Source organism: Ferrimonas sp., from assembly GCF_048263965.1.
In the GTDB taxonomy this organism is placed as follows: Bacteria; Pseudomonadota; Gammaproteobacteria; order Enterobacterales; family Shewanellaceae; genus Ferrimonas.
This window is the reverse complement of sequence record NZ_JBLXDO010000001.1, coordinates 422,241-445,572: the sequence shown is the minus strand read 5'-3', so window position 1 is coordinate 445,572 and position 23,332 is coordinate 422,241. Positions and strand designations below refer to the sequence as shown.

Below are 23,332 nucleotides of genomic sequence, written 5' to 3'. Positions count from 1 at the left end.
CTAGCACTTCATCGGTTTGGCCTGCGCTTGAGGGGTGGACCTGACTCCTGTTTGGAGCCCCCCTTCCCTTTATCGCAAAGGATTAAGAGATGAAAGTATTAGTTATTGGTAGCGGTGGTCGTGAGCACGCCCTGGCGTGGAAGGCGGCGCAGAACCCTGCCGTGGAGACCGTGTTCGTGGCGCCGGGCAATGCCGGTACCGCCACCGAGCCCAAGCTGGAAAACGTCGCTGTCTCCGGCAACCAGGCCCTGGTGGCCTTCGCCAAAGAGCAACAGGTTGCCCTGACCATCGTCGGTCCGGAAGCACCTCTGGTCGACGGTGTAGTGGACGCCTTCGAGGCCGAGGGACTGACCATCTTCGGCCCCAGCGCCGCGGCTGCGCAGTTGGAAGGCTCCAAGGCGTTCACCAAGGATTTCCTGGCCCGTCACGCCATTCCCACCGCCGAGTACCAGAACTTCACCGAAGTGGCGCCTGCGTTGGCTTACCTGCAGGAGAAGGGTGCCCCCATCGTCGTCAAGGCAGACGGTCTGGCCGCCGGTAAGGGCGTTATCGTTGCCATGACCCTGACCGAAGCCGAGGATGCGGTCAAAGACATGCTGGCCGGCAATGCCTTCGGCGATGCCGGCCACCGGGTGGTGATCGAGGAGTTCCTCGAGGGCGAGGAGGCTTCCTTCATCGTCATGGTGGATGGCGACAACATCCTGCCCATGGCCACCAGCCAGGATCATAAGCGCGTCGGCGACGGCGACACCGGCCCCAACACCGGCGGCATGGGTGCCTACTCCCCCGCACCGGTCGTCACCCAGGCGATCCACGACCGCATCATGGCCGAGGTGATTCGTCCCACGGTAGATGGCATGAAGGCCGAGGGCCACCCCTACAAGGGCTTCCTCTATGCCGGCCTGATGATCGACGCCGACTGCACCCCCAAGGTGATCGAGTACAACTGTCGTTTCGGTGACCCGGAAACCCAACCCATCATGCTGCGGATGCAGTCTGATCTGGTGGAACTGTGTCTGGCCGCCTGTGCCGGCGAGTTGAATGACAAGAGTGCCGAGTTTGATCCCCGGGCCGCCGTGGGCGTGGTTCTGGCCTCTGGCGGCTACCCCGCCAGCTACACCAAGGGCTTCCCCATCAGCGGGCTGCGCATCGACTACGCCGAGGGTGAAAAGGTGTTCCACGCCGGCACCAGTGAACAGGAGGGCGCCATCGTCAACACCGGCGGACGGGTGCTCTGCGCCACCGCCCTGGGCCACACCGTCACCGAGGCGCAACAGCGTGCTTACCTGTTGGCGGATGAGATCAGCTGGGATGGGGTATTCTGTCGGCGGGACATCGCCTATCGGGCCATCGCCCGGGAACAGCAGTAACCGTTAAAAGGGCCGCCACTGCGGCCCTCTTTAATATTGACGTTCCTAGGAGACTTTCGCGGATTTCTTCCGCGCCCGCTTCTTGCGACTGCGATTGGAGATGGGAGTGACCTCCCGATGCTTTCTTTTTCGGGGTACCAACAGAAACGCGACTGCCGCCGTTGCCAGTGCCAATAGCAGCACCACAGTAATGGCCGACTCCATCATCCTCTCCTTGAGCCAGTGGTTACCTTTTCAGCATGCGCTCTTTTGTTCACCCGGTCCATGGTGTACCTCACAAACAGAGTATCACCCCCCTATTTCATGCCCCGTTCCAGCTCCGCCAAATCCTCCAGCCAGCGACGGAAATCCGCATCCATGTCCTTGCCCCACTGCCGCACCAGCGCCTGATACCTGGGGTAATCACCGCGCCGGGTCAGGGTCAGCATCTGTTCCACCCTCTCCCTTTGATGCTCCATCATGTAGCGCACCGCCAGATATCCCCAGCCATACACCCGCCCACTGCCACCATTAAGGCTGTAGCTGGTATCAAACAACTCACTCAGGGCGAAGCTGGGCTCCAGGACCAAAGAGGTGGCCCTGGGATTATCCCGGCCCTTGGCCACGTACTCTGCCACGCCTTCGGACCACCACACCAGGTGAGGCAGAGGCGGTGATGGCTCAGGACAGTACTCAGGCGCACTGTGATCGTCGTGCAGACCCAGACAGAAGTTGCCATAAAGGTTGAAGCGCCCATCCAGGTAGTGGACATACTCGTGGGCCAGATTCCAGATCTCGCCCTGCTTCTCATAGGCCACAAACTCCGCCTGGTTGCCTGGCCTGTCCGGATGCCCTTCCAGATACATGCCGCCATTGTCGCTGGGCACATTGAAATGAGCCGTCACATGGGCCACATAGCTGTCCCTGTCCCCATAGATGTTGGCCCGCATCGCCCCATTGTGATCATGAGACACCGGCTGTCCCCGGGTGCCAAACATCTGATGAAACTCGCCCTCCTGTCTTCCCAGCATGTCGCAGGCCTGCGCCTGCTGCTCTGCCGTCAGGGACTCGGATCGCAGGATCAGGGTGTCACTGCACCTGTGCACCTGGGACAGCACCTGATCCACCGAGGGAACGGCAGGCCCCTCTAACGCCCATGGCGACGCACTCAGCATCAGTAGGCCAAGAGAAAAACAGCGGGAAATCATAGAGACTCCAGAATTGCATACAATATTCACGATTTTGCCTGCCTGAGAAGGCTAAGACAAGCCCATGAGAAACAGTTCTACTTTTTAGAAAGAACCGCCCACGATTTTGCGATATTAATTCTTATTTATGAAATTAAAATGTGTTGCATCACTCACTTTCAGGAGACCCGTGATGATACGCAACAACTCCCACAGCTACGGCTGGGTCACCATCGCTTTGCACTGGCTCTCCGCCCTGGCGGTGTTCGGCCTGTTTGGCCTGGGCCTCTACATGGTGGACCTGGGCTACTACGACCCCTGGTATCGTCAGGGGCCCTATATCCACAAGAGCCTGGGCCTGCTGCTGCTCGGCGCCACCCTGCTGCGCCTGATCTGGCGCTTCGCCAATCCGGTGCCCAAGGCACCAGCGGGACAGGGGCGGATGACCCAGCTGGCCGCCAAAGCCGGCCATGGTGCCATCTACCTGCTGTTGATGGCCCTGCTGATCTCCGGCTACCTGATCTCCACCGCCGATGGCCGGGCCATCGACGTCTTTGACTGGTTCAGCGTTCCCGCTCTGATCACCGGGCTGAATCAGCAGGAGGAGATCGCTGGCACCATCCATGAGTACGCCGCATGGAGCCTGATTATTCTAGCGCTGGGCCATGGCCTGGCCGCCCTGAAACACCAATTCATCGACCGTGACAACACCCTGGGCCGCATGATCGCACCATCAAACTGAGCCCCAACCAACTGGAGAGTATTACTATGAAAATGATCAACGCTGCCCTGCTGGGCTCCGCCCTGGCTTTCAGCTCCCTGGCTATGGCCGACGACTACGCCATCGACACCAAGGGGGCCCACGCCTCCATCAACTTCAAGATCAACCACCTGGGTTACAGCTGGGTGATCGGCCGCTTCGACAGTTTCAAGGGCAGCTTCAACTACGCAGAGGGCGCCCCAGGGGCCTTCCGGGTGAGCATCGATACCGCCAGCGTCAACTCAAACCACGCCGAGCGTGACAAGCACATTCGCGGCGAGGACTTCCTGGAAGTGAAGCGCTTCCCCGAGGCCAAGTTTGTCAGTACCTCCTATGACGCCAAAGACGCCGAGTCCGGTGTGCTGCACGGTGACTTCACCCTGCGCGGTGTCACCAAGCCCATCTCCATCGACGTTCAGAAAATTGGCGAAGGTCAGGATCCCTGGGGTGGCTACCGCGTTGGTTTTGAGGGCAGCACCACCATCAAGATGAAGGATTTCGGCATCCCCATGGATCTCGGCCCTCAGTCCGCCGAGGTACAGCTGGACCTGCACGTCGAAGGGATCAAGCTGTAAGCCCCCTTTTTTCTTAGAGCAAGCATCATCATCTCTTGGGCCGGCCCGCCAACGGGCTGGCCCTTTTTTTCTCTGTCCGCCCCATTTGGTTTATACTCGCTGCAGTTTTGGCACCCATATCCCTGCGGTATGCCCCCCTCTTTCGGACAAAGATTTTCACCATGGTTAGAATAGGTCACTACAACCGCCTCTCCGTCGTTCGCCTCAGCGATTACGGCGTCTTCCTCGACGGCGGCAAGTTCGGTCACATCCTCCTCCCCCGTAAGTTCGTTCCCAAGGACACAGAGATCGGTACAGAGATCGAGGTGTTCCTCTATTTCGATTCCGAGGATCAGCTGATCGCCACCACCCAGAAGGCCAAGGCCTGCCTGGGCGAGTTCGCCCTGATGCAGGTGGTGGACGTTAACAACGCCGGGGCATTCCTGGATTGGGGTCTGGATAAAGACCTGTTGGTCCCCTATAACCAGCAGAAGGTCCCCATGGAAAAGGGGCGCCACTATGTGGTGCACATCTACCAGGATCACCACACCGAACGCCTGGCCGCCTCCACCAAACTGGACCGGTTTGTGTCAGAGCGCCCTGGCCGCTTCAAGCGGATGCAGAAGGTCGACCTGCTGCTGACCAACAAGACCGACCTGGGCTTCAAGGCGATCGTCAACGACAGCTACTGGGGCGTGCTCTATCACAACGAAATCTTCCGCGACGTCCGCGTAGGCCAGCGCCTGACCGGCTACGTCAAGTGGGTGCGTGAAGATGGCGGTGTCGACCTGACCCTGAATCCCCCCGCCGCCGAGGCAGTGGATCAGCTGGAAGCTCAGGTGCTCAAGCACCTGGCAGACAACAAGGGCTTCAGCCACTTGGGAGACAAGGCGGATCCTGAAGCGATCAAACGGGTCTTCAAGGTGAGCAAGAAGGTGTACAAGCGCACCCTGGGCAGCCTGTTGAAGTCCGGCAAGATCAGCATCGACAGCGATGGCATCCGTCTGAAGGAGGAGAACTAATGGCCCTGACCATCAGCTACACCTTCAAGGGGCAGCAGAAGAGCATCGGCTATGCCAACGACAAATACCACGACGCTTTCGAGGCGGTGGCCGCCGCCGAAGGGATAGACACCAGCGACTACCTGGCCATGGAGCAGGCGGTACGCATGTCCACCCGGGATAAGAAGACCGTCCGCAACTTCCGGGATAACTACATCCGTCAGAAGGGTTTTACCGACATCACCGTGGTCAGGGATTAAAAAAAGGGGCTCAAACGAGCCCCTTTGTTATTTGTCTCTTATTAGAGTGTCAGCTGGGCCCTGTGGGCCCATACCATGGTCTCTCCCCAGAGGGGCAGGCTCCAGACACCACTCTGGTCATCCTCATAGACCTGGTGCAGGGTCATCTGCTTCTTGGACAGCACCGCCTTCTGGATCTCGCGGTAGATCACCGCGCCCTCCTCAGACAACTGCTCCGGTCGGCGGAAGTTCTGATCCTCCACCTGGATCAGGAAGCGCTTCACCGGTCGCCCATCCACCTGGGTCTCCCGGACCCTAAAGGGGCCGGAGAACTCATAGCGCATGCTGATCTCCCGGTTCAGTGCGTCGGTAAAGCAGGCGGCCACCAGCAACTGGCCCTGGGTCTTCGACTGATAGAGGATGGAGAAACGGATGTCACCTCGCACCACATTGTCACTGTCGCCATAGTAATAGACGTCAGCCCGGTAGACATCCTCCAACAAGCCGTCGGTGGGGCCATCGAATCGGTCCAGCAGGATCTTGTTGTAGGTCACCTGCTCCATTCTCAGCTTGGTGTCCCTCAGCCATTTAAGATCCAGCGACGGCTGCTCACCATGGCGACGCACCAGGTTCAGCGGCTGTTTGTCCCGGCAGATGCCATCGAAATCCGCACACAGGGCGATGGAATCGAAGTCTGGACTCTGCTTCAGATAGCTCTGCTGGGCTTTGACCTCCGGCAACATATCATCCACCCGCTCCCAGTTGGCGATGAACCTCTGCGGCGACACCTTGGGCAGGGTTTCCTCCTCCTCGAACACCACGTTGTGGGCCAGGTTGGGGTGGGAACCCACCTTAAGCGACTCGCTGGAGATGGCGGCCACCGATGGCTGGCTTATCAACCTCAGCCAGTCCAGGGCATGGGACAGCCCCCCGGAGAGGTGCAGGTAGGCCACGGATGCCAGCAACAGCCCCAGGGCTGGCCAGCGCCAACGGAGGGCGAAGCCAGACCGGCGACCATCTGGCAACTCCTGAGCCGAAGGTTGCGGCAGCTCCTGGGCCGAAGATAGCGGCAGTTCCGGTTCTGCGGGTTGACTCGCTGCAGGGGCCATCTCGCGGGGCTCCACATAACCCAGACAGTAGCCGTACCTGGGAATGGTCTTCAGCTCAATATCCGGGTGCCCCTCCAGCTTGCGCCTCAGGGTACTGATGCACTGGGTCAGCGAAGACTGGGCAACGATCCGGCCCGGCCAACCAGCGTCGGTGAGACGCTGCTTGTCGACAACCTCGCCGTGCTCAGCCACCAGCAGCTTCAGCATCTCCAGTTCGGCAAAGGAGAGTGGATGGGTCAAGTTCCCTTTGCTGTCGAGCAGCAGACGACGCTCCTCGTCCACAGTCAGATACTTGGATACTTTCACATCGGTCCTCTCAACCCTGTTAGACAGCCTTGAATCAGGTAAAGGCTCAGCTTAATGGTCATGATAATCCCAAATTGAAGTGGGTTTTATTCTGCACCTTCAGCTTTGTGATCCCGACCCAGACTCAAAAAAGGCCCGGGTGATGAGGCCCGGGCCTTGGCTTACAGGGAAACGTTGCACACGCGGGCTTCGCCCTTAGTTAAGACCGTGAACAGACTTGAGATTGTCCAGGTTGTGACACACGGCGCAGGACTCCTCGCCGGTGTACTCACCTTCGGTCACACCGAACTGGGCACCGTTCTGCTTCATGTGAGCCACCACCTCTTTACGCACCTGGCGACGATCCTCACCGTCTTCAGCGGCACGCTTACCGTGACAGCTCAGGCACACGGCCGCGGTGGGGGACACATAGGCATCAGCCTTGGCATCTACGGCGTAACGCTTGTTGCCAGTGGTGTCTTTGCCGTTGGCCGGATCCAGGCCGTCATAGGTGTTCATGTAGTCCAGATCCAATGCCAGAGGCTTACGACCCACCAGGTACTTGGCATCGAAGCTGTCGCCTTCGTGACACTTGACGCAGTTCGCCAGGTCAGCGGAGTACTCTACGTTACGTACCCAACCTTCACCGCCCTGGTTGGCACGGTTGTTGGCGTGCATGGAGTGGATCCATACCTTGTGGTCAGGGTGGCTCATGGTCAGCTGTTCCACGTAATCGGCGTCGCCCTGCTTGGTGTGGGCGTCACGGATCACCTGAGTCGGCGGGTTGTTGGCGTTGTGACAGGCCAGACACTCTTCACCGGCGTTGGAGGCTGTGGTCCAGTCACGCTCACCACGTGGACGCAGGTTCTTCAGCATCACCTGCTCATCCAGCTGGCCATCACCATCTTTGTCGATGGAACCAGAAGCACAGGTTGTGCCGAAGAACTCAGAGTCGGTCTTGGTAACCGGGTGACAGCTGCGGCAGTTCAGGGTCATCTGAGCCATGCCATCGCTGTCGCGCTCGGTCATGCCGTGGCAGGAACCACACTTCTCATTGGTCACCACCTGACGACGAGGACGCTCGGACAACATGCCCTGGTCATCGAAGAAGTGCAGCCAGTTGAAGCCTGCGGCACCCTGGCCCCAAACACTGGAGGTCTCCTTACAGGACTCCAGGTTTTCACCCTTGGCATCCATACAGAACCAGATGCGTGGAGACACCATGCCGTAGCTGTCGGTCAGGTCACCGTCGAAGGTGTCGGTCAGATCAAACGGACCGATCTCGAAGGTGGTTTCACCGTTTTCGTAGTTCAGTACGATGGGGGTATCTACGTAACCTGGGTAGAGCTCCTTGTTGGTGAATACGCGCAGGATCTTACCGCGCTCCATGCCCATGTCGTGGCCACCCCAGTTGATGTAGAACTCGGAGTAGTAGAAGAAATCTGCCTTATCCAGCTGCAGATTCATGGACTGACCATCCTTATCACGGATGTCTACGGTCAACTGCACGTAACCGGTCTGATCGGTATCCAGACCGGCATCGATGTTGGCCTGGGCCTGAGGCGCCGCCACCATCTTGGCATCGGTCACCGTCAGATGAACGTTTTCACGGCGAGAGGTCTGTCCCTGGTAGGTGGACAGGTGGTTCATCTCGATCATCGCTTCGCTGTGGCAAACCGCGCAAGCGCCGTTGTCTTCACGAGGACCGCCCACGTGGTTGGCACCGGTCTCGAAGTCTACATCGGCGTGGCAGGTAGAGCAGGACTCGATGGTGGGAACCTGCTTCCAGTTGGCATAGTCGCTCGCCTCACCGGATTCGTTGTGGCAGTTGTCACAGCCTCCAACGGGCGCAGAGATCACCCCAATGTGAACCTTGTGGGCCAGGTTGGTGAACAGGGCCTCTTCGCCTACCTTGTTATCGGCGTGACAGGCAACACAGGTCTCCACCTCGGTGTACTTGCCACCGTGGAAGGCCAGGTCGTCGTGACAGGAGGCACAGTTCTCTTCGGTCACCACATTCTTGGAGTAGGAAGGGGTATTGCCATCAGGACGGAAGTCGTGAATCAGGTTGGCATAGGCCACTTCAGTGTTGCCGACCTCTTCACCACCGGTACGAACCACCAGACGCAGACTCTTGTCGTCGGCAATGGTAAAGGCAGACTCGGCGGTTACATCCTTATCGAACTGATAGCTGTAGGTGCCATCCTTATTGTCCACAATGGTGCCGCATCCGGAGTACTTGCTGGCCGGGCAACCTTCTGAGGCCAGCAGTTTCCAGGCGTTGGCGTCCCCATCCTGGCCCTGTTCCAGACCGGAGAGGAGAAAGCCAAACTTACCCAGTCCAACAACGGGCAGATCCTGCTCGTTGACCACACTGAAGTTCACCTGGGTGTGCTCACCCAGGGCAATATTGGTCACAGTGACCTCGAGGGATTTGGCGCTGTCGGCCACCACCAGTCCGGGGGTGCCGGGTTGGCCAGGTTCACCGGGCTGACCCGGGGCACCATCTTTGCCATCGTCGCCGGAACAGCCGGTCAGGGCTGTGGCCAGCATGGCCGCCAGGGTGGCGACCTTAAAGTTGAGAGGTTTCATCATCATTTCCTTCAATCAGCGGTTTGATTGTTGCTCTTCTTAGGGGATGTTGATGTTTGGTGGTAAGGCTTTGGCCGAGGAGGACGACAATCAATCAAGGCGTTCGATTGCTGGCATAGTTGCTCTACGTCGAAATCGGACAACGCAGAGTGGTTGTCGTCAATCCGGCCCCGAAGGGCGCCCCGCCCGCCTCAGCTATATCCGGCTCAGAGCCGATATTTAAGCACTCGCTACCAAATCAAATTGGTGTTTGCGCAAAGGCAATCACCGAAAATCAACAGCCCCTATAGGCAGGGAAACCTTAACCTCCTTCCTTCGGGCACTCCGTGACCAAAGCGATTGCAAAAGTGATGAAAAAACAAACTGTGAACCAGGCCCCGATGAAAGTGCCAATTGCTGCTTCTTGGCAAGAAAAAGGATAAAAGTGGGTCACCACCATGTTGCACAAGCGTGATTTTCAGTCGTTTTTGGGTGATTTGGGACACCTTTTGGGATCCCAAAGCTGCCATTACTGCCGATTACTTGCCAAAAAACGTGATTAGTCACCAAAACAGAGCGGCAGAAGGAGAAAAGATCTTCCCTCAGCGGCGGTTTAGGCAGGAAAGCCTGGGGGGAAAAATAGGTAAAGCTCTGTAAATTATCTCAAATCTGAACCCAACCTGACCGATAAATGGGGTGTTCATTCACTCAAGGATTTCAGGATGCAGGTCGGCAACAACTCCAGTCTCGCCCAATATCAGGCCAACTCCGTCAATCAGGCTCGCCGAGGTGAGACGCCGGAGACGTCCAGCTCCAGCGACAGCGAACGTCCTCTGGGTGACGACATCTCCACCTTCGCCCACGGCGCACTGGGTATGGATCATCCGGAACGGATCGAAGCGATGGATGACGCCACCTATGAGGCGGGCCAATACGCCAAGGCGGCAATCGCCATAGGCGGCATCCTGCTGGCCATCGCCTAAGGCGGGTTGCCGGCCGCCCCTGGCTCCTTTGCCAATCGACAGAACCGTCATCCACCGCTCATGAGATTGTCAACTCCCTGTCATGACTCCCGCCTAACTTCTTGAGTGCTTTTTTCAGCAAACCCTCAAGGAGACGAGCATGTATATGGATATGATCAAGCAGTTTCAGGACCAGGCTCAGCAATTTACCGCCCCCTGGGCCGAAATGAACCAGCTGCTGGCCGACCACTACCAGCAACTGACCCGCCTGCAGCAGGAAGCCGGCAAACACTACACCGACCTGAGCATCGAACAGGTTCAGGCCTGTGCCGACGTCAGGGACCTGCAGACCATGACCGCCCTGGCAGGCAAACAGATGCAATTGATGGGTGAGATCTCCTCCCGAGTGATGCAGGACATGCAGTCTCTCAACGAGATGGGCCAGGAGTTTCGTGCCTCCATGGACAAGCTGACCCGTCCCCAGTCCTGATCCCAACCAAGGAGAGACAGCAATGAACCAGGAGTCCATGGCGTGGTTTGCCCAGTGGAGCCAGTGCCAACAACAGTTATGGCAGAAGTGGCTGACATCCGGATCCGGTCAGAACAAGCTCTGCATGGGGCTGGGCCTGGAATGGCTTGAATTCTGGCAGCAGGAAACCTCTGAGCCGGAACAGATGATTGGCCGCCAGCTGCTCTGGTGGCAGGAACAGCTGCAGCTGTTTGAACGCCTGCTGCAGCAACAGCCTGCGGTGATCGCCCCCGACAAGGGAGACCGCCGCTTCAAGGATCCCCAATGGCACTCCGACCCCTGGTTCAGTTGCATCCTCCAGTCCTACCTGCTGACGTGCCGTCACGTTCAACAGGGGATAGAGCAACAACCCGGCCTGGATGACCGCCAGAAATCGCGGTTGCAGTTTCTGGCCAGACAGATGCTCGGCGCCCTCTCTCCCAGCAACTGTCTGGCCACCAACCCCGAACTGGTGAAGCTCACCGCCGACAGCGGCGGCCGTAACCTGCTCGACGGGCTGCAACGCCTCAGGGAGGATCTGGCGCGCAGTGGCAACCAGTTGAAGGTGACCATGAACGATGACACCGCCTTCGGCCTGGGACGGGATCTGGCCATCACCCCCGGACGGGTGGTGTTTGAAAACCCGCTGCTGCAGCTGATTCAGTACCAGCCCAGCACCGACCAGGTGTTCAAGCGACCGGTGCTGATGGTCCCCGCCTTCATCAATAAGTTCTACATCCTGGATCTGCAGCCCAAGAACTCTCTGGTCAACTACCTGGTCAGCCAGGGGCATACGGTGTTTATGATCTCCTGGGTCAATCCGGACCAGAGCCACAGTCAGCTGGATTTTGACGACTATGTGGTGGACGGGGTGATGGCCGCCCTGGATGCCATCGAAGCCGCCACCGGCGAGCGCGAGGTCAATGGAGTGGGGTACTGCATCGGTGGCACCCTGCTGGCGGCCACCATGGCCTATATGAGCGCCAGGCGGATGAAGCGGCGCATCCAGTCCGCCAGCCTGTTTACTACCCTGCTGGACTTCTCACAGCCGGGGGAGATAGGCCACTTCCTCAACCAGGCCACCGTAGATGCGGTGGCGGCTCAGAATCGGCGGCTCGGCCTGATGGATGGACGCCAGCTGGCGGTGACCTTCTCCCTGTTGCGGGAAAACCAGCTCTACTGGAACTACTTCGTCGAGGGCTACCTCAAGGGCAAAAGCCCCATGGCCTTCGATCTGCTGCACTGGAACTCAGACAGCACCAATGTCCCCGGCCCCTGCCACACCAGCCTGGTGCGCCGCCTGTACCAACACAATCAATTGGTGAATAAAGGGAAATTCAAGATCAGGGGCACCGCCCTGGATCTGAAAAAGGTCACGGCTCCGGCCTTCGTGGTGGCAACCAGGGAGGACCACATCGCCCTGTGGCAGCCCTGCTACGACAGTGGTCAGGCCCTGGAGGGCAAGACCACCTTCGTCCTTGGCGAATCCGGCCACGTCGCTGGGATCATCAACCCTCCGGGGGGGAAATATGGCCACCTCACCGGCGAAAGCGCAGGCTCTGCCGACGCCTGGCTGAAGGCCGCCAGCCGGCAGGAGGGCAGCTGGTGGCCCACCTGGCAGCAGTGGCTGGAGCAGCAAAATCCGGCCACCAAGGTGGCCGCCAGGGTGCCCGCCGAAGGCCTGGAAGCCGCGCCAGGCCGCTACGTTCGCCGCCGCCTGGACGGAATCGGCTAACAATTCGGACCCTCATTGGCGACCCCGCCTCCCGGCACCTATGCTTAGGGTTGTCCCACAAGGAGGCTCCCGATGAAGCAGCTACTGATTGCCCTGGCGCTGGTGCTAAGCGCCTCAGTCCAGGCGTTCGACAGCACCTCACCTCAGGTGAAACTGCTCTATGGTATCCACGATACCGACGGCAACCTGGTGCATGCTCAGGAGGTGCTGGTGACTTTGGTGAAACCCTACTATCTGCGGCTGGACAGGGGCACTGGCGGACAATTGGAACTGGTGATCAGCGTGGACGAACTGGCGACCCGACTCAGCATGTTCTCCCCGGAGCTTGGGGAGTGCGAGTTTACCCTGGAGCGAGAGTACGACGCCGGCACCTGCCACACCCACAACGGCAGCAGCATCACCCTGATGATAGACAAGTACAACCGTTAGAGCGGCTCCCCCAAAACAACCACGCCGGGCATCTGCCCGGCGTTTGTTTTGAGTGATATGGCTATTCTTTAGCGCCCCTGACGCTGAGGCTTAGGACGACTCTGGGGTTTCCCACGCCCTGTGGAAGATCCTTTGCCCGCCGCTCCTGGCCGGTTTCCTCCAGCCGCTGGCCCCTTACGCTGCCCCTGACCTGCGGGTTTGCCCTTGGCTGCGCCGCGGTTGTCGCCGGTTGCGCCATTGGCCGCCTTGCGGGGCTTGTCGAACTGCTTGAGGCCGGTGTGCTTGCTCAGGGCTGGCTTGCCCCGCCCTCCCTGGCCTCTGGGCTTATGCCCTTCCGGCGGCACCAGACAGTTGGGACCATGACCAATCAGCCTGGCCAGCCCCACCTTCTTCAGGCCTTCGCGCACCAGTGGCCAGCCCTCGGGGTCGTGGTAACGGAGGATCGCCTTGTGAATGCGACGCTCCCGCCCGCCCTTGGCCACGGTCACCCTGTCCGACTTGTGGCTCACCTTGCGCATAGAGTCCACTTCGGTGTGCCAGATGGCGGTGGCGTTGGCCAGGGGCGAAGGATAGAAGTTCTGCACCTGATCCAGTTTGAAGTTGTTCTCCTTCAGCCACAAAGCCAGGTTGGCCATGTCCTTGATGCTGGTCCCCGGGTGGGCGGAGATGAAATAGGGGATCAGGTACTGCTTCTTTCCAGCCTCGGCCGAGTATTTGTCAAACAGCTCCTTGAAGCGGTAGTAGCTACCCATCCCGGGCTTGAGCATCTTGGACAGCGGCCCCTCTTCGGTATGCTCCGGGGCAATCTTCAGGTAGCCCCCCACATGGTGAGTCACCAGCTCCTTCACATAGCGGGGGTCCTCCACCGCCAGGTCATAGCGTACCCCGGATGCAATCAGCACCTTCTTGATCCCCTTCACCTTACGCGCCTTGCGATACAGCTCGATGGTCGGGGTATGATCGGTGTCCATGTGGCCGCAGATGTCCGGGTAGATGCAGGAGAGGCGACGGCAGGTGGCCTCCGCCTTGGGACTCTTGCAGCGCAGGTGGTACATGTTGGCGGTGGGACCACCGAGATCGGAGATCACCCCGGTAAAGCCCGGTACCTTCTCCTTGATCTCCTCAATCTCCCGAATCACCGACTCATGGCTGCGGCTCTGGATGATCCTGCCTTCGTGCTCGGTAATGGAGCAGAAGGAGCAGCCCCCGTAGCAACCACGCATGATGTTGATGGAGGTCTTGATCATGTCGTAGGCAGGGATGGTCTTGCCCTGGTACTTGGGATGAGGCACCCGCTGATAGGGCAGGCCAAATACCCAGTCCATCTCGTCGGTCTCCAGGGGGATCGCCGGTGGATTGAGCCAGATGTGGCGGTCACCGTGACGCTGCATCAGCGCACGGGCACAGCCGGGATTGGTCTCCTGATGGAACACCCGGGAACTGTGGGCATAGAGCACCTTATCCACCCGCACCTGATCAAAGGCGGGCAGCAGGATGTATTGCTTCTCCCAGGGCTTGGGTTTGGCAGGCTGGACCGTGACCGCCTTGGCCCCCTCCTCCTGCTGCTCAGAGGCCATATGACAGCCCATCTCATCGGCGCCATAGGGGTTGGGGATGGGGTCAATCTTCCCTGGGGTGTCCAGGGTGGTGGAATCCAGGCCACTCCAGCCCGGCAGGGCATCTTTGGTGAGGAAGCCGGTACCACGGATGTCGCGCATCTCGGAGATGGGCTCCCCCGCCGCCAGTCGGTGGGCCACCTCGATGATGGGACGCTCGGCGTTGCCGTAGATCAGCAGATCCGCCTTGGCATCGAACAGGATGGCTCGGCGCACCTTGTCCTGCCAGTAATCATAGTGGGCGATGCGGCGCAGGCTGGCCTCGATGCTGCCGATGGTCACCGGCACATCCTTATAGGCCTCCTTGCAGCGCTGGGTATACACCACCACCGCCCGGTCCGGACGCTTGCCGTGAACATTGCCCGGCGTGTAGGCATCATCATGGCGCAATCGGCGATCCGCGGTGTAGTGGTTGATCATCGAGTCCATGTTGCCCGCCCCTACGGCGAAAAACAGGTTGGGCTTGCCCAGGCGCATGAAGTCGTCTTTCGAGGTCCAGTCGGGCTGATCGATCACCCCGACCCGAAACCCCTGGGCTTCCAGCATGCGGCCGACGATGCCCATGCCGAAGGAGGGGTGATCCACATAGGCATCGCCGGTGATGACGATGATGTCACAGCTGTCCCAGCCCAATGCCTCCATCTCCTTGCGGGAGGTGGGCATAAAGGGAGCCGGACCGTAACTCTCGGCCCAGTACTTGGGGTATTCAAACAGCTTGGTCTTTGCCTTGGGGATCATGGTGCACCTTTTCTCTTGCCGGGCGCGGATTGTAGCAGAGTGACGGGGTGCTGGCGATGGCCAGATTTTAACCACTTAAAGTGTAGGGGCTCCCCTCTCCATTGCCCTAGTCCATAGGTGCATGGATACTGGTCGGCTAGAAGAAACCAAGGAAGTGCTCTATGAATCAATCTGTTAGCCAAGAGATGGTGAATTCGGAATTTCGGCTGCCACTCTATTATGTGGCGGCCATATATGCCTTTATCCTTTTCCTCACTGCAATTTCAGGCACCATAGCACTTCAGTTTTCTGAACTCTCTATGACGGCCCGCCTTTTAAGCATAGGTGAACAACTGCTTTGGATTGCTGTCATCCTCTCTATCTTCCGCAAGTACTACTCCAACTGGATTCAAGCAGCGGCCCTGGCTAAACCCAAGGCCAACCTAAAGTTCTGGGGCATGCTCCTGGGCTATGTGGTACTACTTCGGGCCAGCCTGTTTCTGCTTCCCGAGTCAGCGGAAGATCTTCAATGGATGGAGCAGCACTCTGTCAACGCCCCCCTGTTACTGGTTTTCCTGGGCACCGTTATCCTGGCTCCCCTGGCTGAAGAGCTGTTTTATCGTCAGTTCCTCTGGCAAGCTCTGCAGCAGCAATGGCAGCGTCCTTGGCTGACCATAGTGCTCACCTCTGCGGCCTGGGCTATGGTTCATGGCCAATATACCTGGGTGGGACTTGTCCATATCTTCCTGTTTGGGCTGATTTTGGGCTGGAGCCGCCATAAATCCGAATCCCTTTGGGTTCCCATCGGACTGCATTCACTGAATAACGGCTTAACCTTTGCCGTACTTACATCTGGGGGGGGGGGCAGTTAGGCTAATGCCGCTCCCGTATCGCCCTGTCGGCGATGCGGTCGATCAGCCCGGGTGCCACCAGTCTCAGCCAGCGGCCCAGCTTGCCACGCAATGAGGTGATCAAAAGCCGCTTGCGCCCGGCGATCGCCTCCAGACACAGCTGGGCACATTGTTCGGCGGTCATGATCTTGGCTTCCTGCATGGGGCTCTGTCCCAGGGGCTGACCGTCCGGGCCTATGGCCCTTTTGTGGATCTGGGACACCACGAAGTCGGGGCAGATGAGGGTGACCGCCACCCCTTGCGGGGCCAGTTCGATACGGAGGGAGTCGAAAAAGCCGACCATGGCGTGTTTGGAGGCGGCGTAGCCGCTGCGACTGGGGACACCGGTGAGGCCGGCCACCGAAGCCACCGCCACCACCTGACCACCACTGGCCTTGAGAGACGGCAGGGCCGCGTGGGTCAGGTAGACGGCCCCGAGATAGTTCACCCGCATCAGGGTCTCGTAGATCGCCAGGTCTTCCGCCTCGTCGAAGCGGCTCCACATGGTGATGCCGGCGTTGTTGATCAGGATGTCGATGCGGCCGAAGGCCCCCAGGGTACGCTCTACCAGGGCCTGGCACTGGGTTTGCTCGGCCACGTCACAGGGACACCACTGCACCCCCTCTCCCAGTTCGCCGGCCAGTTCGGCCAATCGGTCCGAGCTTCTGGCCGCCAGCATCAGTCTTGCACCGGCCCGGTGCAAGGCGATGGCCAGGGCTCGGCCTATCCCCTCCGACGCGCCGGTGAGTATGACGACTTTGTCCTGCACTCCCTGCATCTTGTCCCTCCCTGGGATGAAATGGATTTATGGCCAGGCCTGAGCCTGCTCCTCCGGCGGCGGCAGATCCGGCTCATAGGTCTCCAGATCCTTGGGTCGGCCGATGCCATAGCCCTGGGCGTAGTTGACCCCAATCATCTTCAGCTGATCCAGGGTGTCCTGATCCTCGACAAACTCCGCCACCGTCTCGATGCCGATCACTCGGCACACGTCGTGAATCGACTTGACGATGGCGTAGTCCTTGGCATTGGTGGCCAGGTTACGGACGAAGCAGCCGTCGATCTTCACGTAATCCACCGGCAGCTGACGCAGGTAGCCGTAGGAGGCAAAGCCTGAGCCGAAGTCATCCAGGGCGAAGGCAAAGCCTCGGCGGCGCAGGGCATGGAGGATCTCCAGCGCCCGGCTCTCGTTGGCAATCGCCGCGGTCTCGGTCACCTCGAAACAGATGCAGTGAGGCGGGATGTTCAGGCTCTTGGTGAGATCATCGATATAATCCACCAGGCCGTCACTGGAGAGGGTGGTACCGGAGAGGTTCACCGACAGCACCTGGATCTCCCACAGCTCGGGGTGACGGGCCAGCCACTCGAACGCCTTGCGCACCACCGCCCGGTCGACGGTGGGCATTAGGTTAAAGCGCTCGGCGGCGGCGATAAACTGCCCCGGCGCCAGGATGCTGCCGTTCTCTTCGCGAATCCGCAGCAGAATCTCCATCCGGCGCCTGTGGGTCTTGTGGGAAATGGCCTCGATGGGCTGGAAGAACAGCACCAGATTGTCGTTAATGATCGCTTCGTTGATCTTCATTGCCCAGGCCGGAGCGTTGCGCTGGTGGGCCATGTCCTGGTCCAGGGAGTCGAAGAAGTGGATCTGACTCTCGCCCTTGGTCTTGGCGGCCTGGCACGCCAGCTCGGCATCCTTGAACACCTCCCTGGGGGTACTCTCCAGCCCACGATGGAACGCCACACCAATGTGAATGCCTACGGTGTAACTGCCGGAATCCCAGTAGAGGGTGATGGCGCGGACCTTGTCCATCAGTACCTTGAGCTGACGGGCGGCCTCCAGGGCGGTGGTGTTGGCCAGCACCAGGGCAAACTCATCGCCGCCGATACGGGCCAGGAAGTCGCCTTTACGGATGCAGCGGGCCATCGCCTCGGAGACATCCTTAAGCATGCGATCCCCCGCCTCGTGGCCACAGCTATCGTTGATCAGCTTGAAGCGGGCCAGGTCCATGTAGCAGATGGCGTGCTGACCGTCGTCACTCTCCATATTCTGCAGATACTGATCGAAGCTCTGACGGTTATAGAGCGAGGTGATCACATCGTACTGGGCCTTGCGCTTGAGCTCCCGCTTCAGCAGTTCGGAGCGGGTGATGTCCTTGAGGATCACCACGGCGCCGACACACTCACCCTCCTGCTTGTCGACCCGGGTGATGCTAAAGTCCACCATCCGCGCCAGCTGCTCCCGAGCCAGCTGAACCCGCCCCTCTTCGTGAAGTTTGCTGCCGTTGAGCAAGGCCACCAGCATGGCATCCAGCTGGGCGCCGGAGTTGCCAGGCATAATGGCAGAGAGGGGTTTGTGCAGCACCTGCTCGGTCTTGAGCCCCAGCAGCAATTCCGCTACCGGACTGAGCTGAATCACCCTGCCCTCCTGGTTGACCATGATGGCCGCATCAGACACCGCATTGAGGGCACTGTGATGGAACAGGTGACTGATCCCCACCTCTTCGGACAGGGTATTGATCAGTTGGGTCAGCTTGCGGGTGGCACTGCTGCCCTTGAGCTTCAGGGGTTTGTGCCACAACTTGTTCTGATGATGATTTTCCAGGGCCTGTTTCAGCTCCTGTGCCGGGGCCAACAACTGGCGCCACAGCTGGAAGATCATCACCCCGAGCATCACCAGTATCGCCCCGACAAACAAGGCCATCAGCGACCACAGCAGGTGACTCTTCTGCACCCGCTGCCACTGGTGGAAGGTGGCGGTCACCCACAGGGGTTCGCCGGAGAAGGTGGCCACCGGAATGCTGATATTACGGCCGATGCGCGACTCGGGCAGCAGTTGCAACTCGCCTATCAGTTCGCTGGCATGGCTCAGAGCCTTGAAACGCTCGGGTGTCAGCTCCTGAATCAGGGCCAGCCCGCGCCAGGCCTTGGTCTGGGCCGGCAATACCACCACGGTATAGTAACGCTCTCCCAGCGCCATCACGCCACTGCGTTCATACTGGAAGGTGCCCACATTGAACAGGCGGGTGTACTTATCCAGAATCCCCTGCTCGGTGCCGGTCGGTCGAACCCCGTCGGGCAGCAACAGGCGAAGCTCGCCATGATGGTTGATCACCAGGGGAACGCGTCCCTGAAGCCGGCTTTGAGCCAGCAGGTGCTGTCGAAGGGGAGGTTGAGCCACCAGGACATCGGACAGATCCCGCCCCTGGCGACGCAGTTCGGTCTCAAGCTCATCCACCACCCCAGCCAGAGTGCGACTGTGCAGGTCGGCGGTCATCGAGGAGAGGCCGCTTTCCAGTTGCCAATAGAGGGCGCTACCGATAAAGATCAGTATCGGTAAGGCGATAACCGCAAGTTGTAGTGTGAAGCGCTTGGTTATGCTCATCGACGCCGGTAAGTCGGACCGTTACCTTTTGAAATGTTGAAGGTCAAGTTACCGAAAATTCATGCCCTTTTAAATGGCAAATGCGAAATCGATATGGAATCTGATAAACAGGACGGGACAGAGCTCAAAAATGCTTCACAGGCCTTGGCCAAACGCATAGGTCGCTGCCAGTTGTGCAAGGATGTCCTGCCTCTGGGCCCTCGTCCCGTGGTGCAGTTCTCCGCCAGCAGCAGACTGCTCATCATAGGCCAGGCACCCGGGCTCAAGGTCCACAACAGTGGCATCCCCTGGAACGATCCCAGCGGGGTGAGGCTGCGAGAGTGGATGAACCTGGAACCGGAGCGGTTCTACGATCCGAGTCGGGTCGCCATTATGCCCATGGGGTTCTGTTACCCCGGCCGGGGCAGAAGTGGCGACAATCCGCCGGATCCCCGCTGTGCGCCCCAGTGGCACCAGCAGATTCAGGCATTGATGCCCAGGATTCGACTGACGATTCTGGTGGGCCAGTATGCCCAACGGCATTACCTGCAGGGGTTCGACTCCCTGACCGAGAGCGTACGCCGCTGGCGTACCCACCTGGAGCATGGAATCATTGCCCTGCCCCACCCCTCCCCCAGGAACAACCTGTGGCTCAGACGCAATCCCTGGTTCGAGGCAGAACTGATAGCGCCGCTGCAACAGAGCGTGGCAGCGGCGCTAAAAGGCAATTAGCCTGACAGAGGATTAGCTGCAGTAGGCGGCGGCGACTCTGGCACCCAGACGGGCGTTGTTCAGCACCAGCTGGATATTGGAATCCAGGCTGTTGCCACCGGTCAGCTCACACACTCGCGCCAGCAGGAAGGGGGTCGATGCCTTGCCGCCGATGCCCTGCTCTTCCGCCTCCTTCAGGGCGGTTTCGATGGCGTCGGTGATCACCTGCGGGGCCATGGCGTACTCTTGTGGGATGGGGTTCGCCACCACCACACCACCTTTCAGATCCATAGCCCACTTGGCTTTCAGTGCCTCGGCAATCGCTTCAGGAGTGTCCAGACGGTAATCGATGCTGTGCTCGCTTTCACGGGTGTAGAACGCAGGCAGGCTGTCGGTCTGGTAACCCACAACAGGCACACCCTGAGTCTCCAGGTACTCTCGGGTCAGGCCCAGGTCCAGGATCGACTTGGCGCCGGCGCAGATCACCGCCACATCGGTGTTGGCCAGCTCCTGCAGGTCCGCGGAGATGTCGAAGGTCTCCTGGGCACCACGGTGCACACCGCCGATACCGCCTGTGGCAAACACCTTGATGCCGGCCATGGCCGCCAGAATCATGGTGGCGGCAACGGTGGTGGCGCCATCTTTCTTAGCGGCAACGATAAAGGGGATGTCGCGACGGCTCACCTTGGCCACCGCCTGACCCGCCTGACCCAGGTGACGAATCTGTTCCTCATCCAAACCCACTTTCAGGCGGCCTTCGATGATGGCGATGGTGGCGGGGATAGCCCCCTGCTCACGAATCGCCTGCTCAACCATCAGCGCAGTTTCCACGTTGCGTGGATAGGGCATACCGTGGGAGATGATGGTGGACTCCAGGGCGACAACGGGCTGGTTGTTGGCCAGTGCTTGGGCCACTTCAGGCTGGATATCCAGATACTGCTCTAACATGATGGGGTCTCCTCCAGCAGACGCTCAACCGCCTGCTCTGACATGGTTGAATTGATGGTTTTGTCGGCAATCAGCGCCAAACGCGCCGCGCCGAGGGCAAAGTCGACACTGCGGTCCCATTGCCATTGATTCATGAATCCGTGGGTCAGGCCTGCCATCAGGGCGTCACCGGCCCCGGTGACATTGTTGACCTGAGTGGCCGAAGCCGGAATAAAGCGGTGCTGCTCGCCGTCACTGGCAAAGGCCCCTTCGGCACCGAGGCTGATCAGCAGGCGCTGAACCCCTTTGTCGTGCAGGGCCGCCGCCACGCCGGGCAGGTCTTCAGGACGGTTCAGCGCCCGGTCTGCCAGCAGGGCAGCTTCCATGCGGTTTGGTTTCAGAGTGTGGATCTTCTCCAGAAACGGCGCCAGTTTACCCGCCTTCACCGTAGACACCGGGTCCACCAGAATCGGGGTGTCACCGTGTCGATCAAACAGATACTCGAGGGCATCCTGGCTCAGGTTGGCATCCAGCACCAGGGCACTGGCGCGCTTGAAGATGCCATCACGTTTGGCCAGCTGCTCGGCGCCCAGGCGCTCGATGAGGGACATATCATTCAGCGCCACCTGCATCTCGCCGTCCGGGCCATGGATGGACAGGTAACTGCTGGTGGTCGCACCGGAGACAGTCAGGCAATGATCCACCCCGACCCCGGCTTCACGACAGGCCTGCTTCAACTGTTCGCCCCAGCTGTCGTCCCCGAGCGCCCCCACAAACTGAACCCGGCTGCCCAGGCGCCCCAGGTTATCGGCGATATTACGGCCCACACCGCCAGCGCTGCAGGTGAGGTGTCCGGGATTGGAGTCACCGCTGACCAGGGGCGCATCGGAACGGCCACAGAGGTCCATATTGGCACCACCGATCACCACGGCGTACTGCTCCGGGGCCAGGATGTAGCCTTTGCCCTGAATCGCTCCCTTGCGGGTGAGGTTCATGATGTGCCCAGCCACGGCGCTGCGACTGATGCCAAGACGGTCTGCCAGCTCCTGCTGAGGGATCAGGGGATCCTGACGCAGTATGGTCAGAATCTGTAATTCCCGCTCGGTCATAAACATTTGTCCGGTAGTCAAACTTATGTTTGGAATAATGGATCATCGGCGGGAAAAAGGGAAGGGAAATTTTTGCGATCCGCTCTAAAAAAAGGGCACAAAAAACCCGGCGTAAAGCCGGGTTTTTCTTCAACGGTATCTGAATCTTACTTGTGGTAGGGCTCAGACAGCTCGTGAACGGCACGGATAAAGGCGCCGGCGTTCTCTGGATCCACGTGCTGGTGAATGCCGTGACCCAGGTTGAACACGTGGCCGTTGCCAGGACCGAACTCTTCCAGGATGCGGGACACTTCGCCACGGATCTTGTCCGCAGGGGCATACAGCCAGGAGGGGTCCATGTTGCCCTGCAGGGCCACCTTGTCGCCCACACGCTGACGAGCCGCCTTCATGTCGACGGTCCAGTCACAGCCTACGGCGTCACAACCGGTGGCAGCGATATCTTCCAGCCACTGGCCACCACCCTTGGTGAACAGGACTACAGGAACCTGACGACCATCGTACTCACGGATCAGACCGTCAACGATCTTCTGCATGTACTGCAGGGAGAACTCACGGTAAGCCGGGCCGGACAGCGCGCCGCCCCAGGTGTCGAAGATCTGTACGGCCTGAGCACCGGCTTTGATCTGGGCGTTCAGGTAGAGGATGACGGAGTCGGCCAGCTTGTCCAGCAGCATGTGCAGGGTGGCAGGCTCGGCGAAGGCCATCTTCTTGATCTTGGCAAAGTCCTTGGAGCTGCCGCCTTCAACCATGTAGGTGGCCAGAGTCCAGGGGCTGCCGGAGAAGCCGATCAGAGGCACTTCGCCCTTCAGCTCACGGCGGATGGTGCGAACCGCATCCATCACGTACTTCAGCTCACCCTCTGGATCAGGGATAGGCAGCTTCTCAATGACCGCCTTGCTGTCACACAGGGTTTCGAAGCGCGGGCCTTCGCCCTGCTCGAAGTAGAGACCCAGCCCCATGGCATCTGGCACGGTCAGGATGTCGGAGAACAGGATGGCGGCATCCAGAGGATAGCGACGCAGAGGCTGCAGGGTCACCTCGCAAGCCAGCTCGGCATTGCGGCACAGGGACATGAAATCGCCGGCCTCGGCGCGAGTGGCGCGGTACTCAGGCAGGTAGCGTCCAGCCTGACGCATCATCCATACCGGGGTTTTATCTACGGGCTGGCGCAGCAGCGCACGCAAGTAACGATCGTTTTTCAACTCGGACATTTCGCTCATCCCTAACACGCAAGCGGTTCAAAAAGTGGCGCTATTGTAGCACCTGGACACAGCTTTATGACCACGGAGACGTGAGGAGATTCGCAAAATTTGTC

Annotated in this window: 20 protein-coding genes; 11 read left to right on the top strand and 9 right to left on the bottom strand. The window is 59.6% G+C overall.

Going from position 1 to position 23,332, the window contains the following annotated elements; all coding sequences use genetic code 11:
* The first annotated feature begins 89 nt into the window (after positions 1 to 89).
* A complete protein-coding gene (gene purD / locus ACN0RV_RS02060; RefSeq protein WP_417345105.1) occupies positions 90 to 1,370 on the top strand; it encodes a phosphoribosylamine--glycine ligase in 1,281 nt (426 codons plus the stop codon).
* 296 nt (positions 1,371 to 1,666) lie between these two features.
* Here purD and ACN0RV_RS02055 read toward each other — a convergent pair whose 3' ends face one another.
* The gene (locus tag ACN0RV_RS02055; protein ID WP_417345104.1) at positions 1,667 to 2,557 is read right to left on the bottom strand and encodes a collagenase; all 891 of its coding nucleotides are present in this window, start codon (positions 2,555 to 2,557) and stop codon (positions 1,667 to 1,669) included.
* Between the two features lie 169 nt (positions 2,558 to 2,726).
* Between ACN0RV_RS02055 and ACN0RV_RS02050 the strand changes: the two genes are divergently transcribed.
* The 4 genes from ACN0RV_RS02050 (at position 2,727) to ACN0RV_RS02035 (ending at position 5,111) form a co-directional block, all read left to right on the top strand.
* Complete coding sequence (locus ACN0RV_RS02050) at positions 2,727 to 3,278, top strand: cytochrome b (RefSeq protein ID WP_417345102.1); 552 nt, start codon at positions 2,727 to 2,729, stop codon at positions 3,276 to 3,278.
* A 26-nt stretch (positions 3,279 to 3,304) separates the two neighbouring features.
* Positions 3,305 to 3,871, top strand: coding sequence for a YceI family protein (locus tag ACN0RV_RS02045; protein WP_417345100.1), 567 nt, complete (start codon positions 3,305 to 3,307; stop codon positions 3,869 to 3,871).
* A gap of 161 nt (positions 3,872 to 4,032) precedes the next feature.
* Positions 4,033 to 4,872, top strand: coding sequence for a S1 RNA-binding domain-containing protein (locus ACN0RV_RS02040; protein WP_417345099.1), 840 nt, complete (start codon positions 4,033 to 4,035; stop codon positions 4,870 to 4,872).
* On the top strand, positions 4,872 to 5,111 hold the full coding sequence (locus ACN0RV_RS02035) for a DUF2960 domain-containing protein (protein WP_417345097.1): 240 nt from the start codon (positions 4,872 to 4,874) through the stop codon (positions 5,109 to 5,111). The genes ACN0RV_RS02040 and ACN0RV_RS02035 overlap by 1 nt, the downstream gene beginning before the upstream one ends.
* A 41-nt stretch (positions 5,112 to 5,152) precedes the next feature.
* Here ACN0RV_RS02035 and ACN0RV_RS02030 read toward each other — a convergent pair whose 3' ends face one another.
* Both ACN0RV_RS02030 and ACN0RV_RS02025 read right to left on the bottom strand, forming a co-directional pair.
* Entirely contained in the window at positions 5,153 to 6,505 is a 1,353-nt protein-coding gene (locus ACN0RV_RS02030; protein WP_417345095.1) for a winged helix-turn-helix domain-containing protein, read from the bottom strand.
* Between the two features lie 195 nt (positions 6,506 to 6,700).
* Positions 6,701 to 9,076, bottom strand: a complete 2,376-nt coding sequence (locus ACN0RV_RS02025) for a multiheme c-type cytochrome (protein WP_417345093.1) — start codon at positions 9,074 to 9,076, stop codon at positions 6,701 to 6,703.
* 701 nt (positions 9,077 to 9,777) lie between these two features.
* Here ACN0RV_RS02025 and ACN0RV_RS02020 point away from each other — a divergent pair.
* The 4 genes from ACN0RV_RS02020 to ACN0RV_RS02005 all read left to right on the top strand — a co-directional run bounded on the left by ACN0RV_RS02020 (position 9,778) and on the right by ACN0RV_RS02005 (position 12,689).
* Positions 9,778 to 10,038: a hypothetical protein gene (locus tag ACN0RV_RS02020; RefSeq protein ID WP_417345091.1), complete on the top strand. Its 261-nt coding sequence runs from the start codon at positions 9,778 to 9,780 to the stop codon at positions 10,036 to 10,038.
* A 139-nt stretch (positions 10,039 to 10,177) separates the two neighbouring features.
* Positions 10,178 to 10,507 carry a phasin family protein gene (locus ACN0RV_RS02015; RefSeq protein ID WP_417345090.1) on the top strand — a complete coding sequence of 110 codons (330 nt, stop codon included), beginning with the start codon at positions 10,178 to 10,180 and terminating at the stop codon, positions 10,505 to 10,507.
* A 22-nt stretch (positions 10,508 to 10,529) separates the two neighbouring features.
* A complete protein-coding gene (gene phaC, locus ACN0RV_RS02010) occupies positions 10,530 to 12,260 on the top strand; it encodes a class I poly(R)-hydroxyalkanoic acid synthase (protein ID WP_417345088.1) in 1,731 nt (576 codons plus the stop codon).
* A 72-nt stretch (positions 12,261 to 12,332) separates the two neighbouring features.
* The gene (locus ACN0RV_RS02005) at positions 12,333 to 12,689 is read left to right on the top strand and encodes a hypothetical protein (protein ID WP_417345087.1); all 357 of its coding nucleotides are present in this window, start codon (positions 12,333 to 12,335) and stop codon (positions 12,687 to 12,689) included.
* A gap of 68 nt (positions 12,690 to 12,757) precedes the next feature.
* On the opposite strand, the gene ACN0RV_RS02000 is transcribed toward ACN0RV_RS02005, so the two are convergent.
* Positions 12,758 to 15,043: a YgiQ family radical SAM protein gene (locus ACN0RV_RS02000; protein ID WP_417345086.1), complete on the bottom strand. Its 2,286-nt coding sequence runs from the start codon at positions 15,041 to 15,043 to the stop codon at positions 12,758 to 12,760.
* 299 nt (positions 15,044 to 15,342) lie between these two features.
* On the opposite strand from ACN0RV_RS02000, the gene ACN0RV_RS01995 reads away from it, so the two are divergent.
* Entirely contained in the window at positions 15,343 to 15,894 is a 552-nt protein-coding gene (locus ACN0RV_RS01995; protein WP_417345084.1) for a CPBP family intramembrane glutamic endopeptidase, read from the top strand.
* 1 nt (position 15,895) lies between these two features.
* Here ACN0RV_RS01995 and ACN0RV_RS01990 read toward each other — a convergent pair whose 3' ends face one another.
* Both ACN0RV_RS01990 and ACN0RV_RS01985 read right to left on the bottom strand, forming a co-directional pair.
* Complete coding sequence (locus tag ACN0RV_RS01990) at positions 15,896 to 16,690, bottom strand: SDR family oxidoreductase (protein ID WP_417345083.1); 795 nt, start codon at positions 16,688 to 16,690, stop codon at positions 15,896 to 15,898.
* 27 nt (positions 16,691 to 16,717) lie between these two features.
* Entirely contained in the window at positions 16,718 to 19,291 is a 2,574-nt protein-coding gene (locus ACN0RV_RS01985; protein WP_417345081.1) for a putative bifunctional diguanylate cyclase/phosphodiesterase, read from the bottom strand.
* A gap of 93 nt (positions 19,292 to 19,384) precedes the next feature.
* Between ACN0RV_RS01985 and ACN0RV_RS01980 the strand changes: the two genes are divergently transcribed.
* Positions 19,385 to 20,002: a uracil-DNA glycosylase family protein gene (locus tag ACN0RV_RS01980; protein WP_417345080.1), complete on the top strand. Its 618-nt coding sequence runs from the start codon at positions 19,385 to 19,387 to the stop codon at positions 20,000 to 20,002.
* A 12-nt stretch (positions 20,003 to 20,014) separates the two neighbouring features.
* Here ACN0RV_RS01980 and ACN0RV_RS01975 read toward each other — a convergent pair whose 3' ends face one another.
* The 3 genes from ACN0RV_RS01975 to hemE all read right to left on the bottom strand — a co-directional run bounded on the left by ACN0RV_RS01975 (position 20,015) and on the right by hemE (position 23,228).
* Positions 20,015 to 20,929, bottom strand: coding sequence for a pseudouridine-5'-phosphate glycosidase (locus ACN0RV_RS01975; protein WP_417345078.1), 915 nt, complete (start codon positions 20,927 to 20,929; stop codon positions 20,015 to 20,017).
* Positions 20,923 to 22,017, bottom strand: coding sequence for a PfkB family carbohydrate kinase (locus ACN0RV_RS01970; protein ID WP_417345076.1), 1,095 nt, complete (start codon positions 22,015 to 22,017; stop codon positions 20,923 to 20,925). Before ACN0RV_RS01970 ends, ACN0RV_RS01975 begins: the two co-directional genes overlap by 7 nt.
* Before the next feature lie 146 nt (positions 22,018 to 22,163).
* Positions 22,164 to 23,228: a uroporphyrinogen decarboxylase gene (gene hemE, locus ACN0RV_RS01965; RefSeq protein ID WP_417345074.1), complete on the bottom strand. Its 1,065-nt coding sequence runs from the start codon at positions 23,226 to 23,228 to the stop codon at positions 22,164 to 22,166.
* Between the last annotated feature and the right edge of the window lie 104 nt (positions 23,229 to 23,332).